Source organism: Nocardia africana NBRC 100379 (assembly GCF_001612635.1).
In the GTDB taxonomy this organism is placed as follows: Bacteria; Actinomycetota; Actinomycetes; order Mycobacteriales; family Mycobacteriaceae; genus Nocardia; species Nocardia africana.
This window is the reverse complement of sequence record NZ_BDAV01000002.1, coordinates 53,810-77,212: the sequence shown is the minus strand read 5'-3', so window position 1 is coordinate 77,212 and position 23,403 is coordinate 53,810. Positions and strand designations below refer to the sequence as shown.

Sequence of the window (23,403 nt, the reverse complement as noted above, 5' to 3'; positions counted from 1 at the left end):
GGTGTTGTCGGAATACTGCAGCGCGGCCAAACTGTGGCGTTGCTCACACTTCCGTCACCGAATCGGCCCCGATCACCATTGTCGCTGGTCCGGACGCGGACCGGGCGGTTCGTAGGATGTTCGCGGTTGTTGTCGCCCGCCCGCAGCGCACCATAGTCTGACGATCAGGGGAGCGGTATCCATTCGTCCGCACCCGCCCGCGGCATCGTCGCCCGCCCGCTGCTGGTGCACACGTCGAACGCATGCCGAGGTCTCCGCCGGCGAGAGGGTGGCCAATGGCCGAGATGCTGAAGTCCCACGATCCACGCACCGGCGAGCTCATCGGGGAATATCCGATCCTGGACGCGGCCGCCGTCACCGACGTCGTGCGCGCCGCCCGGTCGGCCGAGACCTGGTGGGCGGCAATCGGATTCGGCGGGCGCAAGCGCTGGCTGCTGGAGTGGAAGCGCAGTATCGCCCGCAATGCCGGCGAACTGGCCGAACTGATCTGCACCGAATCGGGTAAGCCGCGCGTCGACGCCGCGATCGAGATCATGCTCGCCGTGGAACATCTGAACTGGGCCGCGCGCAATGCCGAAAAGCTGTTGGGCCGAAGCAAACTCGCCTCGACCTGGCTCACCCGCAATCAGCGCGCGTCGGTGGGCTATCTGCCGCTCGGCGTGGTCGGGGTGCTCGGCTCACCGAACAATCCGGTCTTCACCCCGATGGGCTCGATCGCCTACGCGATGGCCGCCGGCAACGCGGTGGTGTTCAAACCCAGTGAGCTCACCCCGGGCGTCGGCGTGTGGCTGGCCGACAGTTGGGCGGCGCTGGCGCCGAACAAGCCTGTCCTGCAGGCGATCACCGGAACCAGCGCCACGAGTGCCGAACTGTGCCGCGCGCGGGTCGACAAGATCGCCTATGCCGGCTCGGAGGCCGGTGCGCGCGAGGTGATCGAACTGTGCGCGCCCACCCTGACGCCCGTCGTGGTCGAGAAGGCCGGCAAGGGCACGATGATCGTGCACGTCGACGCGAAACTCGACACCGCGGCCGAGGCGGCGGTGTTCGGCGCCATGTCCAATGCGGGACAGAGCCCGGCCGGTATCCAGCGGGCCTACGTCGCGGACTCGGTCTACGAACCGTTCCTGGAAAGGGTCGTCGCCCAGGCGCGTTCGCTGCGTCCCGGCGGTGACCGCAAGGCCTCCTACGGGCCGATGATCATGGACGCCCAGGTCGATGTGGTCCGCCGCCAGGTCAAGGATGCGATCGCACGCGGCGGCCGGGCGGTGGTGGGCGGCCTGGAATCGATTCGTGAACCGTATATCGAGCCGATCGTGCTGACCGACGTGCCCGAGGACAGCCAGGCGATCACCGCGGAGGCGGTCGGGCCGGTGCTGATCGTGAATCGGGTGGCGAATATCGACGAGGCCATCGACCGCATCAACGCCGCCGATCAGGGACTGGCGGTCTCGGTGTTCACCCGCGACGTGCGGGGTGTCGCCGAGTTCGCCGAACGCATCAGAACCGGTGTGGTGACGGTGAATTCGACCATGGCCTACGCCGCCAATCCGGCGCTGCCCTTCGGCGGTGTCGGCGAGTACGGGCAGGGGCACACGCACGGTGCCGCCGGATTGCGCGAATTCAGCCGGACGCTGGCCATCGCAGAGAAGCGCTACCGGGCGCCGGTGGATCTGTCGAGTTTCGACCGGCACCCGCGCCATCTGCGGCTGACGCGGGCGATCTTCCGGATCCGCCACAGCCGCTTCTAGCCGCGGCCGCCACGCCTGGACCGTTACGCCTCGGCCGGTTCGCCCTGCGCCGCCTCCGGCGGTGAATTCCAGCCCAGCAGAACCGCTTCCATCAACGCGCACACGCGGGCGACATGTTCCGGCCGATTCTCGAAGCGCACACGCCGCCCGACATCGACCACCTGGGCGATGGCGGCATGGACGCGGCAGCGCGCCTCGGCCGGGTCGTCGTCGAGCAGATGCGCCCACTCGAGCACGTTCTGTCGCTGCACCGAACGCAGTTTCTGCTGTTCGGCCGCGGGCAGATTCGAGAATTCGGCGAAGTAGACCGGCAGGATCTCCGGCGTCGAGAACGTCAGCCGAGCGAACCGGGCCGCGATGCGCAGCGCGGCATCCGAGCGGCTGGTCGCCTCCGCCAGTGCCTCGGAATTCGCGATCGCGACGCGTTCCCCGGTGCGGTGGAACGCGGCGGCCAGCAGATCGGATTTGCTCGCGAAATAGCGGTAGACGCTGGACGCGTTGATCCCGACCGCGGCGCCGATCTCCTCGATACTGGCCTCGTGATAGCCCTGGCGGCCGAAGATGCGGATCGCCTCGGTGAGCAGCTGTTCGCGTTTGGAACTCAGCGGCAAACCGCGCACGGGCGCCCCCGCGGCCGCCGGATCGGGCAGCGGCGGCAGGTCGGTGTGCAGCAGCGACCAGCACATATCGAGCATCAGATCGGTGAGCCGCGCGTTGGACAGTGCGGTGCGATGCGCGGTGATGCTGCCGATCACGCCCAGCATGCCGGTCGCGATCAGTTCGACATCGGCGGGCGGCGCCTCCGGACGCAGCGCGGCGACCGCGGATTCGATCAGATCCTGCAGTTCGTCGTAGATCACCCGGATGCGGGCGCGGTCCTCGCGCTCGAGGTAGCGGCGCTCCCAGCGGTACAGCCCGCCCTCGCGGCGGACATCGATGGTGTGTTCGGCCAGTGCGCGGATCAGCGCGGTGAGACGCGATTTCGGATCGAGCCCGGGTTCGTCGGCGGCCTTGGCGGCGTCGAGCAGTTGCTGGGCGCCGGCCTCGGCGGCGGCCACCAGGAGTGCGTACTTGTTGGCGAAGTGGCGGTACAGCGCCGGTCCCGAGATGCCCACCTCGGCGGCGATCTCGTCGACGCCGACCGGGTGATAGCCACGTTCACTGAAGGCCCGGGCGGCGACCCGCACGATCTGTGCCTTGCGATTCTTCGGCCGACGCCGGGGTGTCGTGGGCGTACCCGGTCGCGCGGATGCGAGCCCGGCCTCGCTGCGATCCGCGACCATACACCTCTCCTTCTGCATTTCGGCTCACCGTGCCGAGTGGTTGACAGCGCCGGACAAGTCAACATAAGTTAACCACAATTCGCAAAGTTAACCATCATTCTCGTCTCGTCGCCAGCGGCGGCGGCCCACCTGGGAGTAACCATGAGCGATCACGACCACACCCCCGGCCTCACCATCGTGCGGGACGATCGCGTTTTGCGGGTGACCATCGACAATCCCGGTCGCAAGAACGCCCTCAGCTACGACGCCATGATCGCCCTCGGTGACACGCTGGGCAACGTGGCGCGGGATTCGTCGATCCGCGTGGTCGTGCTGACCGGTGCGGGCGGTGACTTCTGCACCGGCGCCGATCTGGCCGCGGCGGCCGCCGAGAAGGAGCGGGGCATCACACCCGAGATGACCATGGACGGCGCGAACCGCATGATCCGCTCGATCATCGACGCGCCGGTGCCGGTCATCGCGCGAGTGCGCGGCGCCGCCGCGGGAATCGGTGTGGCGCTGGCACTTTCCGCCGATTTCACCTACGCGAGCGAGGAGGCCTATCTGCTGCAGGCCTTCATCAACATCGGGCTGATGCCCGACGGTGGCGCCGCCGCGCTGGTGGCCGCCGCATCCGGCCGGGCGCTGGCGGCGGAGCTGGCGCTGCTCGGGGAGCGGCTGCCGGTCACCGAGGCGTACCGGCGCGGGCTGTTGGCCGGGGTCCTGCCCGCCGGCGAACTCGACGCGAAGGTGGAAGCGGTCGCCGCCAAACTCGCCCACGGCCCGCGCCGCGCCCTCGAACTCACCAAGCGCGCCCTCAACCGCGCCGCGCTGGCCTCGCTGGACGAGGCGCTCGCCGCCGAGAAGGCCGGGCAGGCGGAGTTGCTGCGCGGACCCGATTTCGCCGAGGGTGCCGCGGCGATGCTGGGCAAGCGCAAAGCCGTGTTCGCGCACTAGGAGGCCCCGGCCGCACCTCCCGCCGGGAGCGGCCGTCAGCCGCCCACACTGTCGTCCTCCGGAAACGCCGGGTCGAGCGTGGCGTCGAATACCGGGTCCGACGTCGCCGCGGGATAGTCGTAGCCCACCCAGCGGTTGCGATTCGCCCATCCGACCAGGTCGAATCGCCAGCGGAACGGCCAGGTCCGCGAGACCGTCATGAACAGCACCGCACCCAGCGCCGCGTAGTCGTCGTGTGCCGACAGCAGTGCCCGCTGCTGGCGCGGGGAGGCGGTGAAGAACGCCTCGAACATCGAGATCGATTGCGCTGTCGTCAGCCGCCCCAAGCCGTAGAGGCCGCGCGTCCGCATCCAATACACCAGGCGCGCCTGCCACGGCCACAGCGCCGCGACCGGATCGGAGCCCGTGCGCACCGCCTCGACCAGCGTGTCGACCAGGGCGAACGAATCGGCGACGCTGTAGCCGGTGCACGGATGCATCATTCCGCCGCGGGAGCCGAACGGAACCGGGTCGTTTCCGCGCGCGGAACCGCGCATCGGCGGGGGTGGCTGATCCAGTGGATAGTGCGCGGCCTCGGACGGCTCGTCGCCGCGCAGCCGGATGCCGTGCGCGGCCAGCCGATGCAGGGTGCGCCGGCGCAGTTCGTGCTGCGGCATACCGCCGCGCAGGCCGAGACTGGTCTCCTCGAAGATCACCGTGCCGTCGCCGAGCGGGACCGCGTACAGGAACGAGGGCGGCTCGTCCGGACCGGCGCCGTTCTCGTCGCGCCAGTCCAGCAGCAGACCTTCGCCGTCGCCGATCATCGGCGCCGCCCGCTCGGCATCGACGAAGATGCCGTGGGCGCTGGCGGTGCGCCGTGCCCCCGGCGAAGCCAGCCCGCGGGTGTCCACCACCGTGGTGGCCGTGATCGTGCTGCCGTCCTGCAGGTCGACGCGATGAGCGTCGACGGAGGTAGCGCGACCGGCCAGCACGGTGGCATCGTCCAGAGGTAGCGCGTCCCGTAGCCCGGGCTTGGACAGCACGCAGTACGGCCTCTCGATTCGGTGCGGCGTCTGCGTCCAGACAGTGGGCGCCTCGATGCGCTGGGCGATCGCGCTGTGTGGCAGCCACGCGGGAAGTTCGTCGACCCAGCAGGAGAAGGTCGGCGGCCACAGCCGCTCGGGCCGCGGATCCACCGCCACCACGTCGAGCCCCGCTCGCATCGCGCGGTGTGCGACGGCACGGCCGGTCGGCCCGAGCCCGACCACGCACAGATCGGCTCGACGGACATGCTGCGCGCTCATGGCCGCATTCTCCCAGCCCGGCCCCGCATCGCCGCGCGGGCCGTGGATGTTACGCCCCGAAAAATCGTGGCGTAGCAATTCGCGTCGTGAAATGCGTTGGGGCAGTTCATAACCTGAGACCACGGGCGCCGTCGGGGGTGCTCGCGAACTGCTGGTGGGCCAGGGAGAACGATATGCGAAGGTTTCGAGACACGGGGCGGATCCCGCGGCACAGATCCGTGCCGCGGATGATGACGACGGCGGTGGTGGCGGCCGCCGCCCTGCTGCTGTGCCAGGGGAGCGGTGCCGCCGATCCCGCGCCGGCGCCCGGCCCGACCGGCTCGGACTCCGCGATCGTCCGGGTCCGCACCGACGATCCGCGCCATCAGTCGTTGTTCGTGCACTCCGCGGCGATGGGGCAGGACATCGAGGTGCAGGTGCAGCGGGCGGCCGACACCAGCGTCCCGCGTCCGGTGCTGTATCTGTTGCTCGGCGCCGGCGGCGGTCTCGACGGCTCGACCTGGGCCACCAAGACCGATGCGCTCAGATTCCTCGCCGACAAGAACGTCAACGTGGTGACGCCGATCGGTGGCATGTTCAGTTACTACGCCGACTGGCAGCGCGACGATCCGCACCTGGGTCACAACAAGTGGCGGACGTTCCTGACGCAGGAACTGCCGCCGCTTCTGAACACGTATCTGGATGCCAACGGCCGCAACGGAATTGCCGGCTATTCGATGTCGGCCACCACGACCTTGGCGCTCGCGGCGACCACCGGGGACCTGTTCTCCGCGGTGGGTTCCTACAGCGGATGTGCCCAGACCTCCGATCCGGTCGGACAGGAATTCGTCCGGCTCACGGTCGAGACGTGGGGCTGGGGCAATGCCGAGAACATGTGGGGACCGCCCGGCGATCCGGACTGGGTGAGCAACGATCCCTACGTGCACGCGGAGGGCCTGCGCGGCAAGGCCATCTATATCGCGAACGGCAGCGGACTGCCCGGGCCCTACGACACCTTGAACGGCGAATACTCGCTGCCCGGGGAATGGGGTTACGCCAATCAGCTCGTGCTCGGCGGCATCATCGAATCGGCGACGAACTACTGCGCCCACAATATGCAGGCACGGCTGAACTCACTGAACATCCCTGCCAGCTACGATTTCCGGCCGACCGGCACGCACTCCTGGGGCTACTGGCAGGACGACCTGAAGAAATCGTGGCCGGTGCTGGCCTCGGGCCTGGGACTGTGACCGATGTGCGGCGAGCGCAATCGCACTGCGCGCGCGGTACTCGCGCTGGTCCTGGGGGCGTTGATCGCCTGGGCCGGCGCCCGTGCGCCGCAGGCGGCCGCCTTTCCGGCCGAAGTGCCGAATGTGCCGGGCGCCAACGATTTCGGCTGCCGGACCACCGCGGACAAGCCCTATCCGGTGATTCTGGCCCACGGCGCGGCGACCGACGCCGGGCGCAGCTTCGCCGTACTCGCACCGCAATTGCACCGGCTCGGCTACTGCGTGTTCGCGGCCGATGTGGGACGACTGCCGTTGTCGAATCTGGGTGCCAACGGTGTGCCCGATCCGAAATGGGCGGGACTGGGCCCGGTGGCCGCGGCGGTGGAGGGCAACGGCATCTACGGCGTGGCCGATATCGCCACGCAGGCAACGGAATTGGGCGCCTTCGTCACACGGGTCCTGGATGTGACGGGAGCGGCGAAGGTCGTCATGGTCGGCCATTCCACCGGCGGCACCGATATTCGTGAGTTCGTGCGCCACCATCCCGAGCAGGTGGCGAGCGTGGTCACCGTCGGCACGCCCTATCGCGGATCGACCTTCGCCGGCCTGCCGGCGATGTTCCCCTTCTACGGCGCCCTGGGTATGGACGGACCGGCGGTCGCGGCGCAGGTCTTCGGGCCCGCCGGAGCCGAACAGGCGCCGGGAACCTCGACCCTGAACCGGTTGAACGCCGGCGGTGAGACCCAGCCGGGGATCCGCTACACCGCCATCGCCAGCCGCGACGACACGGTCATCACTCCGCCGGAGACGGCCCTGTTGAGCGATCCGCAGGGCGGCAACCGAAACATCTGGCTGCAGGACGGCTGCCCTGCCCTCGTCGTCGCTCATGACGCGATGCTGTCGGATCAGCGCGCGCTCGCCTACATCACCGCCGCCGTCGCGGGCACACCGCCGCCCCCGCCCTGCTGAACCCGGCCCGATCGGCTACTTCGGCGTCACCCAGGTGGTGATGTCGGCGTGCACGACCTCGACCCCGTGCTTGTCGTAGATCGACACCGGGACGACCACCTCGGTCCCCTCGGTGAGGGTCTCGAAGTCCGGGATCCGGTCGAGCTTCGCGATCGCGCGCAGCCCGGATTCGGCCTTGGCCAGGTATTGCACGTTCATCGCCTTGGGGATCCAGCGGTGGGTGGTCGGCACCGTCGCCTCGCTCAGCATGCCCATCGCGACCTCGGCCAGATTGCAGGCCGCGATCGCGTGGAAGGTGCCCAGGTGATTGTGGATCCCGAACCACTTGGGCGCGGTGACCTCGCACAATCCCGGTTCCAGCCGCACCACGTTCGGCACGACGGTGCCGAAATAGGGCACGCGGGCGATCATGCCGACCGAGAACAGTGCATGGCCGAGGCGGTTGTCGGGCAGCTTCTTCCAGCCGCGATAGGTGGCGGTCTCTTTCGTCATGTCAGCATCTTACTGTGGAGTAAGTTCGACGCGCCGCCGCATGGTCCGGTACCGTCCGACCAGGGCCGCGGCGCGTCCGACGGGGCGGACGACCCCCGATTTGGAGTGGGTGGGGGACCTCGGGCATACTGTTCGGGTTGCCTGCAGCGGTGGTGTGTGTCCATCGCCGGTAGGTGAGCAGGACCCACTGAGTATCGGCGTCGAGTCCGGCGCGGGTACGTCCGGGACGAAGTTCCGAGACCCACCAGGTGAAAGATGCCCGGGGTCGAAGAATGAGCGGAATGGCGACACGCCCGACCGCGTGGACCGGAAGAACCATGACAGATGAACAGCGGCGATGGATCGGGTGCGCCCCGGTCGTGTTGGTGGCTGATGCGTCTTCGTGTGTTCGGGCTGTGCAAATGAGGGTGGTTCGGGAGCGAAAGCTCCTGGGTCACAACGTAAGCGGAGAAAAGGACACTCAGCGTGGCGGGACAGAAGATCCGCATCAGGCTCAAGGCCTACGACCATGAGGCGATCGATGCGTCTGCGCGCAAGATCGTCGAGACGGTGACCCGCACCGGTGCCCGCGTCGTCGGGCCGGTGCCGTTGCCGACCGAGAAGAACGTGTATTGCGTCATCCGCTCGCCGCACAAGTACAAGGACTCGCGCGAGCACTTCGAGATGCGCACGCACAAGCGGCTGATCGACATCCTCGACCCGACGCCGAAGACGGTCGACGCGCTCATGCGCATCGATCTGCCGGCCAGCGTCGACGTCAACATTCAGTGACGGGGATTGCAGATATGACTGACAAGAAGCAAGGACCGGCGACTGACGCCAAGACGCGGCCCGCCGCGGGCATCCTGGGCACCAAGCTCGGTATGACCCAGGTGTTCGACGAGAAGAACCGCGTCGTTCCGGTGACCGTCATCAAGGCCGGGCCGAACGTCGTGACCCAGATCCGCACCGAGGAGCGCGACGGCTACTCCGCCGTTCAGCTCGCCTTCGGCGCGATCGACCCGCGCAAGGTGACCAAGCCCGTCGCCGGGCAGTTCGCCAAGGCCGGTGTCACCCCGCGTCGCCACGTCGCCGAGATCCGCGTCGCCGACGCCGCCGCGTTCGAGGTGGGCCAGGAACTGTCGGCGGATGTCTTCGAAGAGGGCACCTACGTCGACGTGACCGGCACCAGCAAGGGCAAGGGCTACGCCGGTGTCATGAAGCGCCACGGCTTCCGTGGCCAGGGCGCCGCCCACGGTGCGCAGGCCGTGCACCGCCGGCCGGGCTCCATCGGTGGTTGCTCCACCCCGGGTCGCGTGTTCAAGGGCATGCGGATGGCCGGCCGGATGGGTAACGATCGCGTGACCACGCAGAACCTCTCGGTCCACAAGGTGGACGCCGAGAACGGCCTGCTGCTGATCAAGGGCGCGATCCCGGGCCGCAAGGGCGGCATCGTGATCGTCAAGAGTGCTGCGAAGGGTGGTGCCCGGGCATGAGCACCGACACTAAGACCAACCTGACGCTTCCGGTCAAGGAACCGGGCGGCAAGACCAACGGCACCGTCGAGCTCCCCGCGGAGATCTTCGACGCGACCGCCAACATCGCGCTGATGCACCAGGTCGTCGTGGCCCAGCAGGCCGCGGCTCGCCAGGGCACGCACGCCACCAAGACCCGCGGCGACGTCCGCGGCGGTGGTAAGAAGCCGTACCGCCAGAAGGGCACCGGCCGCGCCCGCCAGGGTTCGACCCGCGCGCCGCAGTTCACCGGCGGTGGCACCGTGCACGGCCCGCAGCCGCGCGACTACTCGCAGCGTCTGCCCAAGAAGATGAAGGCCGCCGCCCTGCGTGGCGCCCTGTCGGACCGGGCCCGCAACGAGCGCATCCACGTGATCAGCGAACTGGTCGCCGGCCAGACGCCGTCCACCAAGGCCGCCAAGAACTTCCTGGCCGAGCTGTCGGACCGCAAGAAGGTGCTGGTCGTGGTGGGCCGCGAAGATGTCACCGCGTGGAAGAGCGTGGCGAACCTGCAGGGTGTGCACCCGATCGCGCCGGACCAGCTGAACACCTACGACGTGCTGCTCAGCGACGACGTCGTGTTCAGCGTCGAGGCGCTCAACGCGTTCGTGCACGGCCCGGCCGAGTCTGCACAGGAGGAAAGCAAGTGACCACCATCGCCGACCCCCGCGACATTCTGCTCGCGCCGGTGATCTCCGAGAAGTCCTACGGGCTGATCGAAGAGGGCACCTACACCTTCCTGGTGCACCCGGACTCGAACAAGACGCAGATCAAGATCGCCGTCGAGAAGGTTTTCGGCGTCAAGGTCACCAGCGTCAACACTGCCAACCGTCAGGGCAAGCGCAAGCGGACCCGCTTCGGTTACGGCCAGCGCAAGAGCACCAAGCGCGCGCTCGTGACCATCTCGGCCGACAGCAAGCCCATCGAGATCTTCGGAGGCCCGGTCGCCTAAGCGGTCGGATCTTCAGAAAGCAGAGAAGAACTCATGGCAATCCGTAAGTACAAGCCGACTACGCCGGGTAGGCGCGGGTCGTCCGTTTCGGACTTCGCCGAGATCACCCGGTCCACTCCCGAGAAGTCGCTGCTGCGCCCGCTCACCAAGTCCGGTGGTCGTAACGCGCACGGCCGGATCACCACCCGTCATCGCGGTGGCGGTCACAAGCGGGCCTACCGTCTGATCGACTTCCGCCGGTTGGACAAGGACGGCATCCCGGCCAAGGTCGCTCACATCGAGTACGACCCGAACCGCACCGCCAACATCGCCCTGCTGCACTACGCCGACGGCGAGAAGCGCTACATCATCGCGCCCAAGGGCATCGCCCAGGGCACGCGGATCGAGTCCGGCGCCGGCGCCGACATCAAGCCCGGCAACAACCTGCCGCTGCGCTCGATCCCGACCGGTACCACCATCCACGCGGTGGAGCTGCGTCCGGGCGGTGGCGCCAAACTCGCTCGTGCCGCCGGTATGAGCATCCAGCTGCTGGGTAAGGAAGGCGCCTACGCCGTCCTGCGTATGCCCTCCGGCGAAATCCGCCGCGTCGACGTGCGCTGCCGCGCCACCGTCGGCGAGGTCGGCAACGCCGAGCAGTCGAACATCAACTGGGGTAAGGCCGGCCGTATGCGCTGGAAGGGTCGCCGCCCCACGGTCCGTGGTGTCGTCATGAACCCCGTCGACCACCCGCACGGTGGTGGTGAGGGCAAGACCTCCGGTGGTCGCCACCCGGTCTCGCCCTGGGGTAAGCCCGAAGGCCGTACTCGTAAGCCCAACCGTCCGAGCGACAAGCTCATCGTCCGCCGCCGCGGCAAGAAGCGTTAAGGAGGAGGTTAAAGATGCCACGCAGCCTCAAGAAGGGCCCGTTCGTCGACGAACACCTCCTCAAGAAGGTGGACGTCCAGAACGAGAAGGGCACCAAGCAGGTCATCAAGACCTGGTCGCGTCGTTCGACCATCATCCCCGATTTCATCGGCCACACGTTCTCGGTCCACGACGGCCGCAAGCACGTGCCGGTGTTCGTCTCGGAGAACATGGTCGGGCACAAGCTCGGTGAGTTCGCGCCGACCAGGACGTTCCGGAGCCACGTCAAGGAAGATCGGAAGAGCAAGCGGCGATGAGCGAACAAGACACCACGCTTCAGAACCCGACCGCGCGCGCGACCGCGAAGCACGTTCGCGTCACTCCGATGAAGGCTCGCCGCGTCGTGGACCTGGTCCGCGGCAAGCGGGTCGAGGATGCGCTGAACATCCTGCGCTTCGCGCCGCAGGCCGCCAGCGAACCCGTCGCCAAGGTCGTGGCCAGCGCCGCGGCGAACGCCGAGAACAACTTCGGCCTGAACCCCGACACCCTGGTCATCTCGACGGCGTATGTCGACGAGGGCGCGACCATGAAGCGTTTCCAGCCGCGCGCCCAGGGCCGCGCGTTCCGGATCCGCAAGCGCACCAGCCACATCACGATCGAGGTCGAGAGCGTCGCCAGCGCCGCCCCGGCTCGTAGCCGCCGGAAGGGAGGGGCTAAGTAAATGGGACAGAAAATCAATCCCCACGGCTTCCGCCTCGGTATCACCACCGATTGGAAGTCCCGCTGGTACGCCGACAAGCAGTACAAGGAATACGTCAAGGAAGACGTAGCCATCCGCAAGCTGCTGAGCACGGGTATGGAGCGGGCCGGCATCTCGAAGGTCGAGATCGAGCGCACTCGTGACCGCGTCCGGGTGGACATCCACACCGCGCGTCCGGGCATCGTGATCGGCCGTCGCGGCGCCGAGGCCGACCGCATCCGCGCCGAGCTGGAGAAGCTCACCGGCAAGCAGGTTCAGCTGAACATCCTCGAGGTCAAGAACCCCGAGTCGGATGCGCAGCTGGTTGCCCAGGGTGTGGCCGAGCAGCTGTCCAACCGTGTGGCGTTCCGTCGCGCGATGCGCAAGGCCATCCAGTCGGCCATGCGTTCGCCGAACGTCAAGGGCATTCGAGTGCAGTGCTCGGGCCGCCTCGGCGGCGCCGAAATGTCGCGCTCGGAGTTCTACCGTGAGGGTCGGGTGCCGCTGCACACGCTGCGCGCCGACATCGATTACGGCCTGTACGAGGCTCGCACCACCTTCGGCCGCATCGGCGTGAAGGTGTGGATCTACAAGGGCGACATCGTCGGCGGCAAGCGTGAGGTCACCGCCGCCGCCGCGCAGCCCGAGCGTCGCGAGCGTCGGGAGCGGCCGAGCCGTCCGCGCCGGTCCGGTTCGGCCGGTACCACCGCGACCAGCACTGAGGCCGGACGGGCAGCCACCGCGGTGGCGGAGGCTCCGGCAGAGAATCAGGAGGGCTGACCCATGTTGATGCCCCGCAAGGTCAAGCACCGCAAGCAGCATCACCCCCGTCGTACCGGTATGGCCAAGGGCGGCACCTCGGTGGCGTTCGGTGACTTCGGCATCCAGGCTCTGGAGCCGGCGTACGTCACCAACCGGCAGATCGAGTCGGCGCGTATCGCGATGACCCGCCACATCCGTCGTGGCGGCAAGATCTGGATCAACATCTACCCGGATCGCCCGCTGACCAAGAAGCCGGCCGAAACCCGCATGGGTTCCGGTAAGGGTTCGCCGGAGTGGTGGGTCGCGAACGTCAAGCCGGGTCGCGTGATGTTCGAGATGTCTTACCCGAACGAGGAGACCGCTCGTGAGGCGCTGCGCCGCGCGATGCACAAGCTCCCGATGAAGTGCAGGATCGTGACCAGGGAGGAGCAGTTCTGATGGCTACCGGAACTCCGGCCGCAGACCTGCGCGAGCTCAACGAGGACGAGCTCGTCGCCCGCCTGCGTGAATCGAAGGAAGAGCTGTTCAACCTGCGCTTCCAGATGGCGACCGGCCAGTTGCAGAACAACCGGCGCCTGCGTGTGGTTCGTCACGAGATCGCGCGCATCTACACGGTCATGCGTGAGCGCGAGCTCGGCCTGGCCTCCGGTCCTGAAGGCAAGGGAGACGCGGCATGAGTGACGCCAAGGGCCCGGCCAAGACGCCGGCCAAGCAGGAGGAGCGTGGCTCGCGCAAGGTGCGCATCGGCTACGTCGTCTCCGACAAGATGAACAAGACCATCGTGGTCGAGCTGGAAGATCGTGTGAAGCACCCGCTTTACGGCAAGATCATCCGCACCACCTCGAAGGTGAAGGCGCACGACGAGAACGAGATCGCCGGTGTCGGCGACCGCGTGCAGCTGATGGAGACCCGTCCGCTGTCGGCCACCAAGCGGTGGCGGCTGGTGGAGGTCCTGGAAAAGGCGAAGTAAGCCTCTTCCCGGCCTCGGCTGTGTAGTCGAAATACGAAGGCCCGCTTTCCGAACGGGAAGCGGGCCTTCGTGCATTCGCAGCCGCCGAGCGCCCTGCCTTCGTCTTCCGAGGCGAGGTAACCACACCGGCAGGCGAATACTCGCCGCATTCGTAAGATCGTTGGATGCGGATTCCCGACTCCATCCGGGCCGATGTGCGCACCCTGTGGGATTACAACCTCATGGGGCATGATGTGCGGCCGGTGGATGTGGGGATCGGGCTGGGGAGTCATGACATCGGGGTGGCGACGTATGCGGCCGAGCTGTTTCGGCGGAGGATGTTCTCGACGATCGTGTTCAGCGGCGCGAACGCGCCGACGACGGTCGCCGAGTTTCCGGCGGGAGAAGCGGTCCACTATCGCGAACACGCTGTCGCGCTGGGGATTCCGGACGACGCTGTGCTGGTCGAGTCTCGGGCCACGAATACCGCTGAGAACGTCGACTTTTCGCGTGCGCTGCTGCGCGACTCGGGTCGCGTCGTGCATTCCGTTCTGCTGATCTGCCGGCCGTATCAACAGCGCCGCAGTTATGCGACCTGCCGGAAGCGGTGGCCGGATGTCGAGGTGGTGTGCGGGTCGCTGCCGGAATCGCTGGACGATTATGTGGAGCGGATCGGTGATGTGGAGCGGGTCGTCACGATGCTGGTGGGGGATACACAGCGCGTGTGGCGGTACGCGGCCGAGGGATGGGCGATCGAGCAGGATACTCCGGAAGGAGTTCGCGCCGCATTCGACCGGCTGGTGGCGGCCGGGTTCATCGGACGTCTGCTTCCACCACAGGGGTAGCCGGCCCGCGGCACATCCACCCGCGGTGAATGAGCGTCCTGCAACGCGCACCGCGAATCGGTAGATTGCTCGGGGTTTCGGGTCGTCGTCGGGAGGAGCGAAATCGTGGGTGGGGCGCTGGCGGTCGGCGAACTCGAGGTGTGCTGATGCGGGTGCTGATCGCAGGCGCCGGAATCGCCGGGTTGACCGCGGCGGCCTGCCTGCACCGGGTGGGGATCGAGGCTGTCGTGCTGGACGCGGTCGGTGAGCTTCGCCCGCTCGGCGTCGGAATCAATCTGCTTCCGCATGCGGTGCGCGAGCTCAACGAACTGGAACTCGGTGCGGCACTGGCCGATTGCGCTATCGCCACGTCCGCGGCGGTGCATCTCGACCGGTTCGGAAATCACATCTGGAGTGAGCCGCGTGGACTCGCCGCCGGGCATCCGTGGCCCCAATACTCGGTGCACCGCGGCGAATTGCAAGGGCTGCTCCTCGATCTGGTGCGCCGTCGGCTCGGGGACGATGCCGTGCGCGAAGGAATGGTGCTGCAATCGTTCGCCGAGGAGGCCGGCGGGGTGCGGTGCCAATTCCTCGACCGCGCCGCAGGCGCGGTCGTCGAAGAGACCGCGGACGTGTTGATCGGCGCCGACGGCCTGCACTCCACGGTCCGCGCGCAGTTGCATCCGGACGAGGGCGGGCCGCTGTGGAACGGCATTCGAATGTGGCGCGGCGTCAGCGAGATTCGCCCGTTCCTGGATGGGCGGACGATGGTGCTCGCGGGTTCCAATCGCGCCGCGAAATTCGTGATGTACCCCATCTCGGGTGGTGCGCACCGGCGTGGCCGATCGCTGGTGAATTGGGTCGCCGAGGTGCGCGTGCACGATACCGGCGTACAGAGCCCCGACTGGAATCGCGCCGGGCGGTTGGCGGATGTGCTGCCGCACTACGAAGGGTGGCACCTGGCCGGTGTCGATGTGCCGGCGTTGCTCCGCGCCAGTGCCGAAGTGCTCGAGTATCCGATGGTCGACCGAAATCCGTTGGCGCGCTGGGGTTGCGGACGCGTGACGCTGATGGGTGACGCGGCGCATCCGATGTATCCGGTGGGATCCAACGGCGGGTCGCAGGCGATTCTCGACGCTCGCGCCGTGGCTTCCGCGCTGGCCGCGGCCGCCGACCCGATCGCCGGGCTCGCGCGTTACGAGCAGGTCCGGCGGGAGGTGGTCAACGCCATCGTGCTGGCGAACCGGGATATGCCGATGGACCGCGTCCTGCACGCCGTGGCGCAGCGGGCGCCGAACGGCTTCGGCCGGATCGAGGATGTTCTCACCGCCGCCGAACTCGCCGCCCTGGCCGACGCGTACCGCCACACCAGCGGCGCTGCCCCCGACGGCGCAGACGCCGCGCGTTACGCCGCCGGCGCCTCGGCGGACGACTGCCGGCCGTAGGACTCCGAGAGTGTGTGCCCGGTGCCGAGGGCGGACACACGCTGTGGTGAGGCCGGGCCGATCGAGCGCAATCGGCGTCCGAGCGGTGTCATGCCGTCGATCCGCGGCCGGCCGGTGAGATAGATACTGCCGGGTGCATGGCGCACCACGCCGACCACCGCGAGGGTGACCGCCAGGACCGCGGCGAACAACAACACCGTCGCGCCCGCGGCGCCGACCGCGTCGTGGAGCCGGGGGTAGAGGGGGATCAGCAGTTCCAGCACGATCGGATGCATCAGGAAGACCGCGAAGGAGCGATCGGCGCCGTAGCGTGAGATGCGGCCGACGATGCGGTACTTCGGGCGCAGCCAGGACCACCAGGTGCTCACGGTGTAGAGGCCGACGATCAGCGCGACGAAATAGACGGCCATGTAGGGGTTGAAGACGTTGTCGGCTTCCCACGGTGTGGTGCCGCCCGCGACCGCGCGCCGATAACACCATTCGGCGCCCGCCCCACCCAGGACCGTGCCGGCGATCAGCAGCGGGCCGAAGCGGCGCACGGCGCGGTCGACGGTGCCGATATGCCATGCGGCGACCGCGCCGAACAGGATGTAGAACTGGTACGGCAGTACCGTGACGTAGAGGTGGTCCCACACGTGCGCCGCCATGCCGGTGAGCGTCGGCGGGTGCGTCAGCGCCCACAGCATGCCCAGTTGCACGAGTGCGCTCGTCCCCAGCACCCACCTGTGGTGGCCGGCCGTCCAGCGCACGAACCGGAGCAACAGCGGAAACAGCAGGTAGATCTGCATCGACACCAGCAGGAAGTACAGCTGATACCAGGCTTCGCCGGTCACCAGTTCGATCGCCAACCGGCGTACGGCTCCGGCAGCGGACTCCTGATGGATGCCGGCGACGACCGAATAGGCCCAATAGAACACCGACCAGATGACGTAGGGGATGCCGACCAGTGCGAAGCGCCGGCGCCAGAAGTGCGGCGCGTCGAAGGACCGGTCGGCGTATTGGTAGATCAGCACGAATCCGGTCAGCGTGAAGAAGGCCTCGCGGGGAAAGTGCAGCAGCACCATGGCCCCGTTCGCCGACACATTGTTCGGGTCACTGGATCTGTCGATCACGTGAACGGCGATCACACAGGCGAAGGTCAGGATCCGGAACAGGTTGACCTGATGCAGATAGGGCCGCGACGGCTGAGGCTGCGCGGCCGCTCCGGAGTCGGTCGTGGCGGAGGTGGGCTTACCGCGGACCGATGTCGCAATCGCCGTACTCATCGTGCCGTGATCCGTGGGCAGGAGCACCGTCCGTCGCGCGGCAAGGTCGCCGACGAATGCGCTCGCGGAAAGGTGTCGATCATCTGGTTCCTCGAGTCGGTCGTCGCACTCCATGATTACGACCGAGCCTGTGAGGTTCCTTATCGGCCCCTTCGAGGCGCCTGAACCGCCTGGTAGCGGGGGTGCGAATCGGCGCTCAGCCGCCGACCGCCACGGGCATGCTGATGCGGCGCGCGGCCTCCAGAATTCCCAGTATCCGGGAGCCAGGCAGGCCGATGGCGGCACCGATCGCGGCGGGAGTCCACGATTCGTCGGTGAGGGTCAGGATTTCGGCGAGCTGGTCGACCGACAGCTTGGACAGGCCGCGGCGGCGGATCTCGTGCGCGACCGAGCGGATGGCGACCTCACCGGTCGCGTCCTCCGCCGAATCGACAGCGACGGAATCCACAGCGACGGGATCGACAGCGACGGGATCGACAGCGACGGCTTCGATATCAGCGAATTCGGCCTCGTCCACCTCCGTGTCTTCGGTGTGGGAGAGGTCGTCCGTCGGCGTTGTGCGGTCGAGTTCGGCTGCCGCCGCAACGGGTCGCGGTGTTTCGGCGACCGGCTCGCCCAGCACCAACTGCACGGCGTCGTCCACGGCCCGCCGCGTGCGCGTCCGGCGCGGTTCGTCGGAGACGATCCGGAGCCCGGCACCGTGCGATCCCGACCGCTCATCGGAGGGCGCGGGCGCCTCGGCCTCCACGACGTCCGTCGGCGCCGGAGCTTTTTCCGTCGGCTCGTCGGCCTTACCGGTCGCCGCGTCGGCGGAGTCGTCGGTCGCTGTCGCGTCGGTGACCACCTCGTAGGCGGCGGCCGGCTCGGCGGGAGCCGGCTCGGCGGGAGCCGGGCCCTGCGTGGTCGACGATGCGTGTGCCGCGTCCGCCACCGCAGCCGGCGGCCGGCAACTCTCCACCGCGTCCGCGAGCCGCAGCGCGGCATCCCATCCCGCCATCGAAACCGGTTGCAGCGCAGCCGTCGACGGGAGCTGGGGATAACCGGGGAATTCCGCGGACCCGGCGCCGTCGGGCAGCGGACGTGCCGGCGCCCACTCCGGGAGGTCGTCCGGGCGGTAGCTCGGGCGGTACCCGGTCGGCGGGAGATCGGAGTCGATGTCCTCCATCGGGATGTCGTCGATGAGTTGCGCGTAGCGCGCGGAGACCCAGGCGTGCAACCAGATCACGACGCCGACCATGACCGGCGCGACGGCGGCTTCGGCGGCGCGTGCCGGTTCGCCCGCGACCAGATGCGGGCCGGCGTTGAGGGCGATGGTGACACCGAGCAGCGCGGTTTCCAGGAAGACGACCTTGCCGCGGTCGATGTCGCGGCCCCACCGGGCGGCGGTGGTGGCCACGACCATGATCGTGATGATCGGGATCGAGATCATCGCTTCGAAGCCGTAACTGAGCCAATAGAGCGGATCCGACATGTCGCCGCTGGGCACGAGGTTGTGCTGGACGTTCACCCCCGCCCAGACCATGCCGAGAACGACGACGCCGATCAGCGCGCGCGAGGACCATTCGGCGCGGCGGAACAGTTGCGCCAGGCGCGCATCGGGATTCGACACCCGCATGCGCGCCGCGCGGGCGCGCCGGTGCCAGCGGGCGTCCGCGTCGTCGGCCCGGCGCAAGGCCAGGGCGACGCGGCGATCGCGCTTCTCGGCGGCCAGCTGGGTCGTCACCGCGCGTTTGCGTTGCCGGCGGCGCTGGGTGCGAATCCATTCGGCGAGTTCGCGTTCGGCGGCGATCTCCCGATCGGACAGTTCGGCGAACAGTGCCGGGTCCGCTTGCAGGGGCAGCTTGCCTCGCGCGGTCGCCACCCGCCGGGCCAGCGCGTCGAGCTCCGCCCGCGGGGAGTGCTCGGGGGTGCGCCGGCGCCGGGCCGCACCCGTCGGTGGTTCCTCCACGGAGATCTCCCTGGCGTGCGCGTCTGCGGCAGTCCGTTCCGCGTCGCGGAGCGGGAGGTGCGCGGAGTCCGCCGGAGGGACGGCGGTCGTGGTGGTCGACTGCTCGTCGAGCATGGCGTGCCTTTCCCGGCAGCGGCCGCGCTACCGAGGTCGATTACCCGAGTACTCGAACATATGTGTGATCGAGGTGAGAGAGTAATCGCCGACCATCGACGCGGTCAACGCTTTCACCGAACATCAGTTCGGGCGAATAGGCAAATGGGCTGTTCGGCGCGGCGATTTGCGAATTCGGCTGGGACAGCGGAATTTCAGTGCATCGCGGTGTGCCAGACAATGGCCGCCGCGAGCGCGCCCGCGCCGTTGAGCGACCAGTGCAGGGCGATCGGCGCCAGCAGACTTCCGCTGCGCCGGCGCAACCAGGTGAAGATCACACCGGCGGCCGCGGTGGCCAGGACGGCCAGTGCGATTCCGGCGATCTGCCCGCCGGCATCACCGCCGAGCAGCGTGCTCAACCCGCGATTGCCACTGGTCAAGCCGAGCGACGAGGCGATATGCCAGAAGCCGAAAAGAAGTGACCCGACGAGGAATACGCCGCGCGCGCCCGTCGCCCGATCGAGGGCGCCGTGCAGGACGCCGCGGAAGGCGAGTTCCTCGGGAATCACCGTTTGCAGCGGAATCACGATCATCGAGGCGATCAATGCGCCGGACAAGGTCGCATATCGATTGGCGAGAAAGAAGGGCCGCGTAATGGGCAGTAGTGCGCCGATCACCACGGCGCCCACGACAATCGCGACCGCGCCCAGCGCATACAGCGTTCCGCGGCGCCACTGCCGCGGTGAAAGTCCCAATTCCGCCCAGCCGAGCCCGCGTTTCCGCATCAACAGCACGAGAATCACCGCGGCCGCGGGAACGGTCGCGATATTGGCCCATTGTGAGGTGAAATGCGCAACGAGATTGGTGCCGGCGAGCACCGCCACCACGACGGCGACGTCGAGGTAGGCGTGTAACCGGCGCCCCGGGCCGACCGGGGCCGAGGACTGCGCAACCCCGTTATCGTTTCGAGACATCGTCGCCAGTCTACGTTCATCCGGGCGGGCGTGCCGTGTTCGGCGTGTCACGATCTCCGCGACGCCGGTGCCAGTGCCGCGGCTCGAACGTGTCGCGCCGCTATCCGGCCCGTCCGGCGCTCCAGCCCGCGTAGTCCGTCCACGCCTGCAGCGTCCGTGTGGTGTCGAACACCCGCTCGGCCCCGCTGATCGGGTCGGTGAAGGCGAGCCGCGCGGCCAGCAGCTGCAGCGGCCGCGTGAAATCGTCCACCGGGCGATCGGTGAGGTCGGGATAGAAGTCGTCCCCGAGGATCGGGATGCCGAGCCCGTTCATGTGCAGTCGCAATTGATGGGTGCGGCCGGTGTGCGGGCTCAGCCGGTAGCGGCCGAGGCCGTCGCGGTGCTCGATCAGCTCGACCAGCGTTTCCGCGTTGGGTTCGCCCTCGACCTCGAACGCGCGAAGGACGGTGCGCTCCTTGACGATCCGGCTGCGCACCGTGCGAGGGAGGCTGAGTTCGGGATCGTAGGGTGCGATCGCCTCGTACTGTTTGTGCACCCGGCGCTTGTGGAACAGGGTCTGATACGCCCCGCGCCGCGCCGGATCGACGACGAACAGGATCAGTCCGGCCGTGGTCCGGTCCAGTCGGTGCGCGGGCACCAGATCCGGGAGGTCCAGATCGCGCCGCAACCGGACGAGCGCGGTCTCGAGGATGTGCTGTCCGCGCGGAATCGTGGACAGGAAGTGCGGTTTGTCTACGACCAGCAGATGGTCGTCGCGATACACCACGGTGACGTCGAAAGGTACCGGTGTCTCGACGGGGAGATCGCGGTGGAACCACACCGCGCCCCCGGGAACATAGGGTGCGTCCGGCTCGATCGGGCCGTCGAGATCGACGATGTCGCCCTCGGCGAGCATCTCGTCGATGCGCGCGGCGGGGACCCGGGGGAGCCGATGGACCAGATGGTCGCGAATGGTCGCCCAGGTTCCGTCTTCGGGTAACCGCAGCCGCGCCGGATCGAGTCCGTGACGCTTCGGCAGCGGCGGCTGTTGCCGGCGTCGCACCCATCGACCCTAACGACAGCGGCGCGGAGTCCGGATCGGAGGTCGCTATCTGTGCGTCCTCCGAGCGGGCGGAGCTGTCGGGCGGATCGCTCCAGCGTCCGCGGTGGCGGTCCCGGGCGACGGCTGCCCGGGACCGCATGGCGCACTAGACGGTGCAGGGCAGGTTCGCGTAATAGGCGATCGTGCACTCGGATTCGCGGGTCAGCTTCCAGGTGCCGTCGATGTCCTTCCACTTCAGCTCGATGTACATGGCATCGAAGCCGGGGACGTTGATCTGCAGGTTGTGGGTGAGGGTGTCGCCCTGCACGTTCACCGGCGCGACGGCCTGCCACTGGAATCCGGGCACGGAGGCCATTACGCCGCCGACCTGGTCGACCAGACCCAGTCCGGCCTCGCCGGCCTCCAGCTCGTTGGCGCGGGCGGAACGCGAGCCGTTCGGGTCGAGCACCAGCTCGAGCTTGCTCTGCAGCTCCCCGACGCCCGGGGCGGCGGCGTGGACGGGGGCGGCGATCGGCGCGGCGACGGCCGGGGTCACGGAGGCGACGCCGCCGGCGAAGATCACGGCGGTCAGCGAAAACGCCGCAACGGCACGGGTTTTGATCTTGATCATGGTCGTATCCGATCAGTTGTGGGACAGGAGTGCCGTGCCTCGCAAACGTTCCGCGAGGGCTGGCACCGGTAAGCAATATAAGGTAAGCCTATGCAAAGGTAGGTAATACTCAGTCGACTTCGGGAGGATTCGTTCTTCCCGATATGTCGGATCTGCGCAGCTGAACGCCCCGGCAGTCGGCTGAGCGGTGGCTGGAATCACAGAACGGGAGTACCAGTGAAGACGCTTCTCGTGGTCGGGGCCGGGCCGAAAGCGATGGCAGTGGCGGCGAAGGCTCGGGTGCTGCGGGACCTGGGGCTACCCGCTCCGCGCGTGGTCGTGGTGGAACCGCATGCGGTGGGCGGCAATTGGCTGCCCACCGGCGGATGGACCGACGGCCAGCACCGGCTCGGCACCAGCCCCGAAAAGGATGTCGGCTTCCCGTACCACTCCACCTGGGCGCCCGGCCACAACCGCGCGATCGACCGGGCGATGATCGCCTACAGCTGGAATTCCTTCCTGGTCGAGAACGGCACCTATGCCGAATGGATCGACCGGGGCCGGCCCAGTCCGCACCACCACGTCTGGGCCAACTATCTGCAATGGGTCGCCCGCAAGGCCGAGGTCGAGATGGTGCTGGGTGCGGTGCGCCGGATTCGCCCCGCCGCCGACGGCTGGCTGGTCTCGGTGGCCGACAGTTCCGGTGTGGAGACCGAAATCGACTGCGACGGACTGATGATCACCGGACCGGGCGACAGCCGGCGCGCGCTGGCCGAACACCCGAAGGTGCTGAGCATCGCCGACTTCTGGGATCTCGCGGGCAAGCGCCGGCTGCCGGTCTCCTCGCGGGCGGCGGTGATCGGCGGCGGTGAGACCGCGGGCTCGGCGGTGGACGAACTGGTCCGCCACGACGTCCTCACGGTCTCGGTGATATCGCCCGCGGCCACCATCTACACGCGCGGCGAAAGTTATTTCGAGAACTCGCTGTTCAGCGATCCGGCGAAGTGGCGTGCGCTGAGCCTGCAGGAGCGCCGCGACGTCATCCGCCGCACCGATCGTGGCGTGTTCTCGGTGCGGGTGCAGGAAAACGTGCTGGGGGACAATCGCGTTCATCATCTGCAGGGGCGCGTGGTCCGGGTCGCCGAGCGCGGTGAGGGCGTGGCGCTCACGCTGCGCAACGAATTGCGTCCCGATCAGGTGCACGCCTTCGATCTGGTGGTCGACGCCACCGGCGGTCAGCCGCTGTGGTTCCTGGATCTGTTCGATTCCGATGCCTCGGATCTGGTGGAACTGGCGGTGGGCGGGCCCGTCACCCGCGCTCGGCTGGAGGCGGCGATCGGCCACGATCTGGCGGTGTCCGGCCTCGACGCCAAGCTCTACCTGCCGAATCTCGCGGGGATGGCGCAGGGGCCGGGGTTTCCGAACCTCAGCTGCCTGGGCGAGCTTTCGGATCGCGTGCTGGGTGAGGTGCCGGCCCGCGCGGCCGCCGGGGCGGCCCGGGTCGCGGCCGGCATGATCAGCCAGCGCACAATAGGCTAGGCTACCCTTAGTTTGAGGGAAGAGGTT

General features: G+C 68.2%; 26 protein-coding genes. 18 read left to right on the top strand and 8 right to left on the bottom strand.

Annotated elements, in window-relative coordinates; all coding sequences use genetic code 11:
* The first annotated feature begins 284 nt into the window (after positions 1-284).
* Positions 285-1,748, top strand: a complete 1,464-nt coding sequence (locus NA3_RS01940) for an aldehyde dehydrogenase family protein (protein ID WP_084490939.1) — start codon at positions 285-287, stop codon at positions 1,746-1,748.
* 23 nt (positions 1,749-1,771) lie between these two features.
* On the opposite strand, the gene NA3_RS01935 is transcribed toward NA3_RS01940, so the two are convergent.
* Positions 1,772-3,031, bottom strand: coding sequence for a TetR/AcrR family transcriptional regulator (locus NA3_RS01935; protein WP_062961858.1), 1,260 nt, complete (start codon positions 3,029-3,031; stop codon positions 1,772-1,774).
* Positions 3,032-3,172: 141 nt separating this feature from the next.
* Between NA3_RS01935 and NA3_RS01930 the strand changes: the two genes are divergently transcribed.
* Complete coding sequence (locus NA3_RS01930) at positions 3,173-3,967, top strand: enoyl-CoA hydratase (RefSeq protein WP_062961857.1); 795 nt, start codon at positions 3,173-3,175, stop codon at positions 3,965-3,967.
* A gap of 35 nt (positions 3,968-4,002) precedes the next feature.
* Here NA3_RS01930 and NA3_RS01925 read toward each other — a convergent pair whose 3' ends face one another.
* Positions 4,003-5,250: a lycopene cyclase family protein gene (locus NA3_RS01925; protein WP_062961856.1), complete on the bottom strand. Its 1,248-nt coding sequence runs from the start codon at positions 5,248-5,250 to the stop codon at positions 4,003-4,005.
* 230 nt (positions 5,251-5,480) lie between these two features.
* Between NA3_RS01925 and NA3_RS01920 the strand changes: the two genes are divergently transcribed.
* On the top strand, positions 5,481-6,479 hold the full coding sequence (locus NA3_RS01920) for an alpha/beta hydrolase (RefSeq protein WP_062962020.1): 999 nt from the start codon (positions 5,481-5,483) through the stop codon (positions 6,477-6,479).
* A 3-nt stretch (positions 6,480-6,482) separates the two neighbouring features.
* The gene (locus NA3_RS01915; RefSeq protein WP_084490862.1) at positions 6,483-7,427 is read left to right on the top strand and encodes an esterase/lipase family protein; all 945 of its coding nucleotides are present in this window, start codon (positions 6,483-6,485) and stop codon (positions 7,425-7,427) included.
* A gap of 15 nt (positions 7,428-7,442) precedes the next feature.
* On the opposite strand, the gene NA3_RS01910 is transcribed toward NA3_RS01915, so the two are convergent.
* Positions 7,443-7,919 carry a hotdog fold domain-containing protein gene (locus tag NA3_RS01910; RefSeq protein ID WP_062961855.1) on the bottom strand — a complete coding sequence of 159 codons (477 nt, stop codon included), beginning with the start codon at positions 7,917-7,919 and terminating at the stop codon, positions 7,443-7,445.
* A 465-nt stretch (positions 7,920-8,384) separates the two neighbouring features.
* Between NA3_RS01910 and rpsJ the strand changes: the two genes are divergently transcribed.
* The 13 genes from rpsJ (at position 8,385) to NA3_RS01845 (ending at position 15,926) form a co-directional block, all read left to right on the top strand.
* Positions 8,385-8,690 (top strand): 30S ribosomal protein S10, encoded by a 306-nt coding sequence (gene rpsJ / locus NA3_RS01905; RefSeq protein WP_003938093.1) that lies wholly within the window; start codon positions 8,385-8,387, stop codon positions 8,688-8,690.
* 14 nt (positions 8,691-8,704) lie between these two features.
* Positions 8,705-9,394, top strand: coding sequence for a 50S ribosomal protein L3 (rplC, locus tag NA3_RS01900; protein ID WP_062961854.1), 690 nt, complete (start codon positions 8,705-8,707; stop codon positions 9,392-9,394).
* A complete protein-coding gene (gene rplD, locus NA3_RS01895; RefSeq protein ID WP_036498167.1) occupies positions 9,391-10,062 on the top strand; it encodes a 50S ribosomal protein L4 in 672 nt (223 codons plus the stop codon). Before rplC ends, rplD begins: the two co-directional genes overlap by 4 nt.
* Positions 10,059-10,364 carry a 50S ribosomal protein L23 gene (gene rplW / locus NA3_RS01890; RefSeq protein ID WP_030513360.1) on the top strand — a complete coding sequence of 102 codons (306 nt, stop codon included), beginning with the start codon at positions 10,059-10,061 and terminating at the stop codon, positions 10,362-10,364. Before rplD ends, rplW begins: the two co-directional genes overlap by 4 nt.
* A gap of 33 nt (positions 10,365-10,397) precedes the next feature.
* The gene (rplB, locus tag NA3_RS01885; protein WP_030513361.1) at positions 10,398-11,228 is read left to right on the top strand and encodes a 50S ribosomal protein L2; all 831 of its coding nucleotides are present in this window, start codon (positions 10,398-10,400) and stop codon (positions 11,226-11,228) included.
* A gap of 14 nt (positions 11,229-11,242) precedes the next feature.
* Positions 11,243-11,524 (top strand): 30S ribosomal protein S19, encoded by a 282-nt coding sequence (gene rpsS, locus NA3_RS01880; RefSeq protein ID WP_030513362.1) that lies wholly within the window; start codon positions 11,243-11,245, stop codon positions 11,522-11,524.
* Positions 11,521-11,928, top strand: a complete 408-nt coding sequence (gene rplV, locus NA3_RS01875; RefSeq protein WP_025347178.1) for a 50S ribosomal protein L22 — start codon at positions 11,521-11,523, stop codon at positions 11,926-11,928. The genes rpsS and rplV overlap by 4 nt, the downstream gene beginning before the upstream one ends.
* Positions 11,929-12,726 (top strand): 30S ribosomal protein S3, encoded by a 798-nt coding sequence (gene rpsC / locus NA3_RS01870; RefSeq protein ID WP_039776445.1) that lies wholly within the window; start codon positions 11,929-11,931, stop codon positions 12,724-12,726.
* Between the two features lie 3 nt (positions 12,727-12,729).
* Positions 12,730-13,146 carry a 50S ribosomal protein L16 gene (gene rplP / locus NA3_RS01865; RefSeq protein WP_030513364.1) on the top strand — a complete coding sequence of 139 codons (417 nt, stop codon included), beginning with the start codon at positions 12,730-12,732 and terminating at the stop codon, positions 13,144-13,146.
* Positions 13,146-13,385: a 50S ribosomal protein L29 gene (gene rpmC, locus NA3_RS01860; protein ID WP_025347181.1), complete on the top strand. Its 240-nt coding sequence runs from the start codon at positions 13,146-13,148 to the stop codon at positions 13,383-13,385. The genes rplP and rpmC overlap by 1 nt, the downstream gene beginning before the upstream one ends.
* A complete protein-coding gene (gene rpsQ / locus NA3_RS01855; protein WP_030513365.1) occupies positions 13,382-13,678 on the top strand; it encodes a 30S ribosomal protein S17 in 297 nt (98 codons plus the stop codon). Before rpmC ends, rpsQ begins: the two co-directional genes overlap by 4 nt.
* Before the next feature lie 164 nt (positions 13,679-13,842).
* Positions 13,843-14,502 carry a YdcF family protein gene (locus NA3_RS01850; protein WP_062961853.1) on the top strand — a complete coding sequence of 220 codons (660 nt, stop codon included), beginning with the start codon at positions 13,843-13,845 and terminating at the stop codon, positions 14,500-14,502.
* A gap of 146 nt (positions 14,503-14,648) precedes the next feature.
* Positions 14,649-15,926 (top strand): flavin-dependent oxidoreductase, encoded by a 1,278-nt coding sequence (locus NA3_RS01845; RefSeq protein WP_062962018.1) that lies wholly within the window; start codon positions 14,649-14,651, stop codon positions 15,924-15,926.
* On the opposite strand, the gene NA3_RS01840 is transcribed toward NA3_RS01845, so the two are convergent.
* From NA3_RS01840 to NA3_RS01820, 5 genes are all read right to left on the bottom strand, one after another.
* Positions 15,887-17,191, bottom strand: a complete 1,305-nt coding sequence (locus NA3_RS01840) for an acyltransferase (RefSeq protein WP_167354945.1) — start codon at positions 17,189-17,191, stop codon at positions 15,887-15,889. The genes NA3_RS01845 and NA3_RS01840 overlap by 40 nt on opposite strands.
* A 196-nt stretch (positions 17,192-17,387) precedes the next feature.
* Positions 17,388-19,139 (bottom strand): hypothetical protein, encoded by a 1,752-nt coding sequence (locus NA3_RS01835; RefSeq protein ID WP_128145066.1) that lies wholly within the window; start codon positions 19,137-19,139, stop codon positions 17,388-17,390.
* Positions 19,140-19,447: 308 nt separating this feature from the next.
* On the bottom strand, positions 19,448-20,206 hold the full coding sequence (locus NA3_RS01830) for a CPBP family intramembrane glutamic endopeptidase (protein ID WP_062961850.1): 759 nt from the start codon (positions 20,204-20,206) through the stop codon (positions 19,448-19,450).
* A 100-nt stretch (positions 20,207-20,306) separates the two neighbouring features.
* Complete coding sequence (locus tag NA3_RS01825; protein ID WP_062961849.1) at positions 20,307-21,248, bottom strand: RluA family pseudouridine synthase; 942 nt, start codon at positions 21,246-21,248, stop codon at positions 20,307-20,309.
* A gap of 145 nt (positions 21,249-21,393) precedes the next feature.
* Entirely contained in the window at positions 21,394-21,858 is a 465-nt protein-coding gene (locus tag NA3_RS01820) for an MTB12 C-terminal domain-containing protein (RefSeq protein WP_062961848.1), read from the bottom strand.
* A 216-nt stretch (positions 21,859-22,074) separates the two neighbouring features.
* Here NA3_RS01820 and NA3_RS01815 point away from each other — a divergent pair, with 216 nt between their 5' ends.
* Positions 22,075-23,376 carry a SidA/IucD/PvdA family monooxygenase gene (locus NA3_RS01815; RefSeq protein ID WP_062961847.1) on the top strand — a complete coding sequence of 434 codons (1,302 nt, stop codon included), beginning with the start codon at positions 22,075-22,077 and terminating at the stop codon, positions 23,374-23,376.
* Positions 23,377-23,403: the final 27 nt, after the last annotated feature.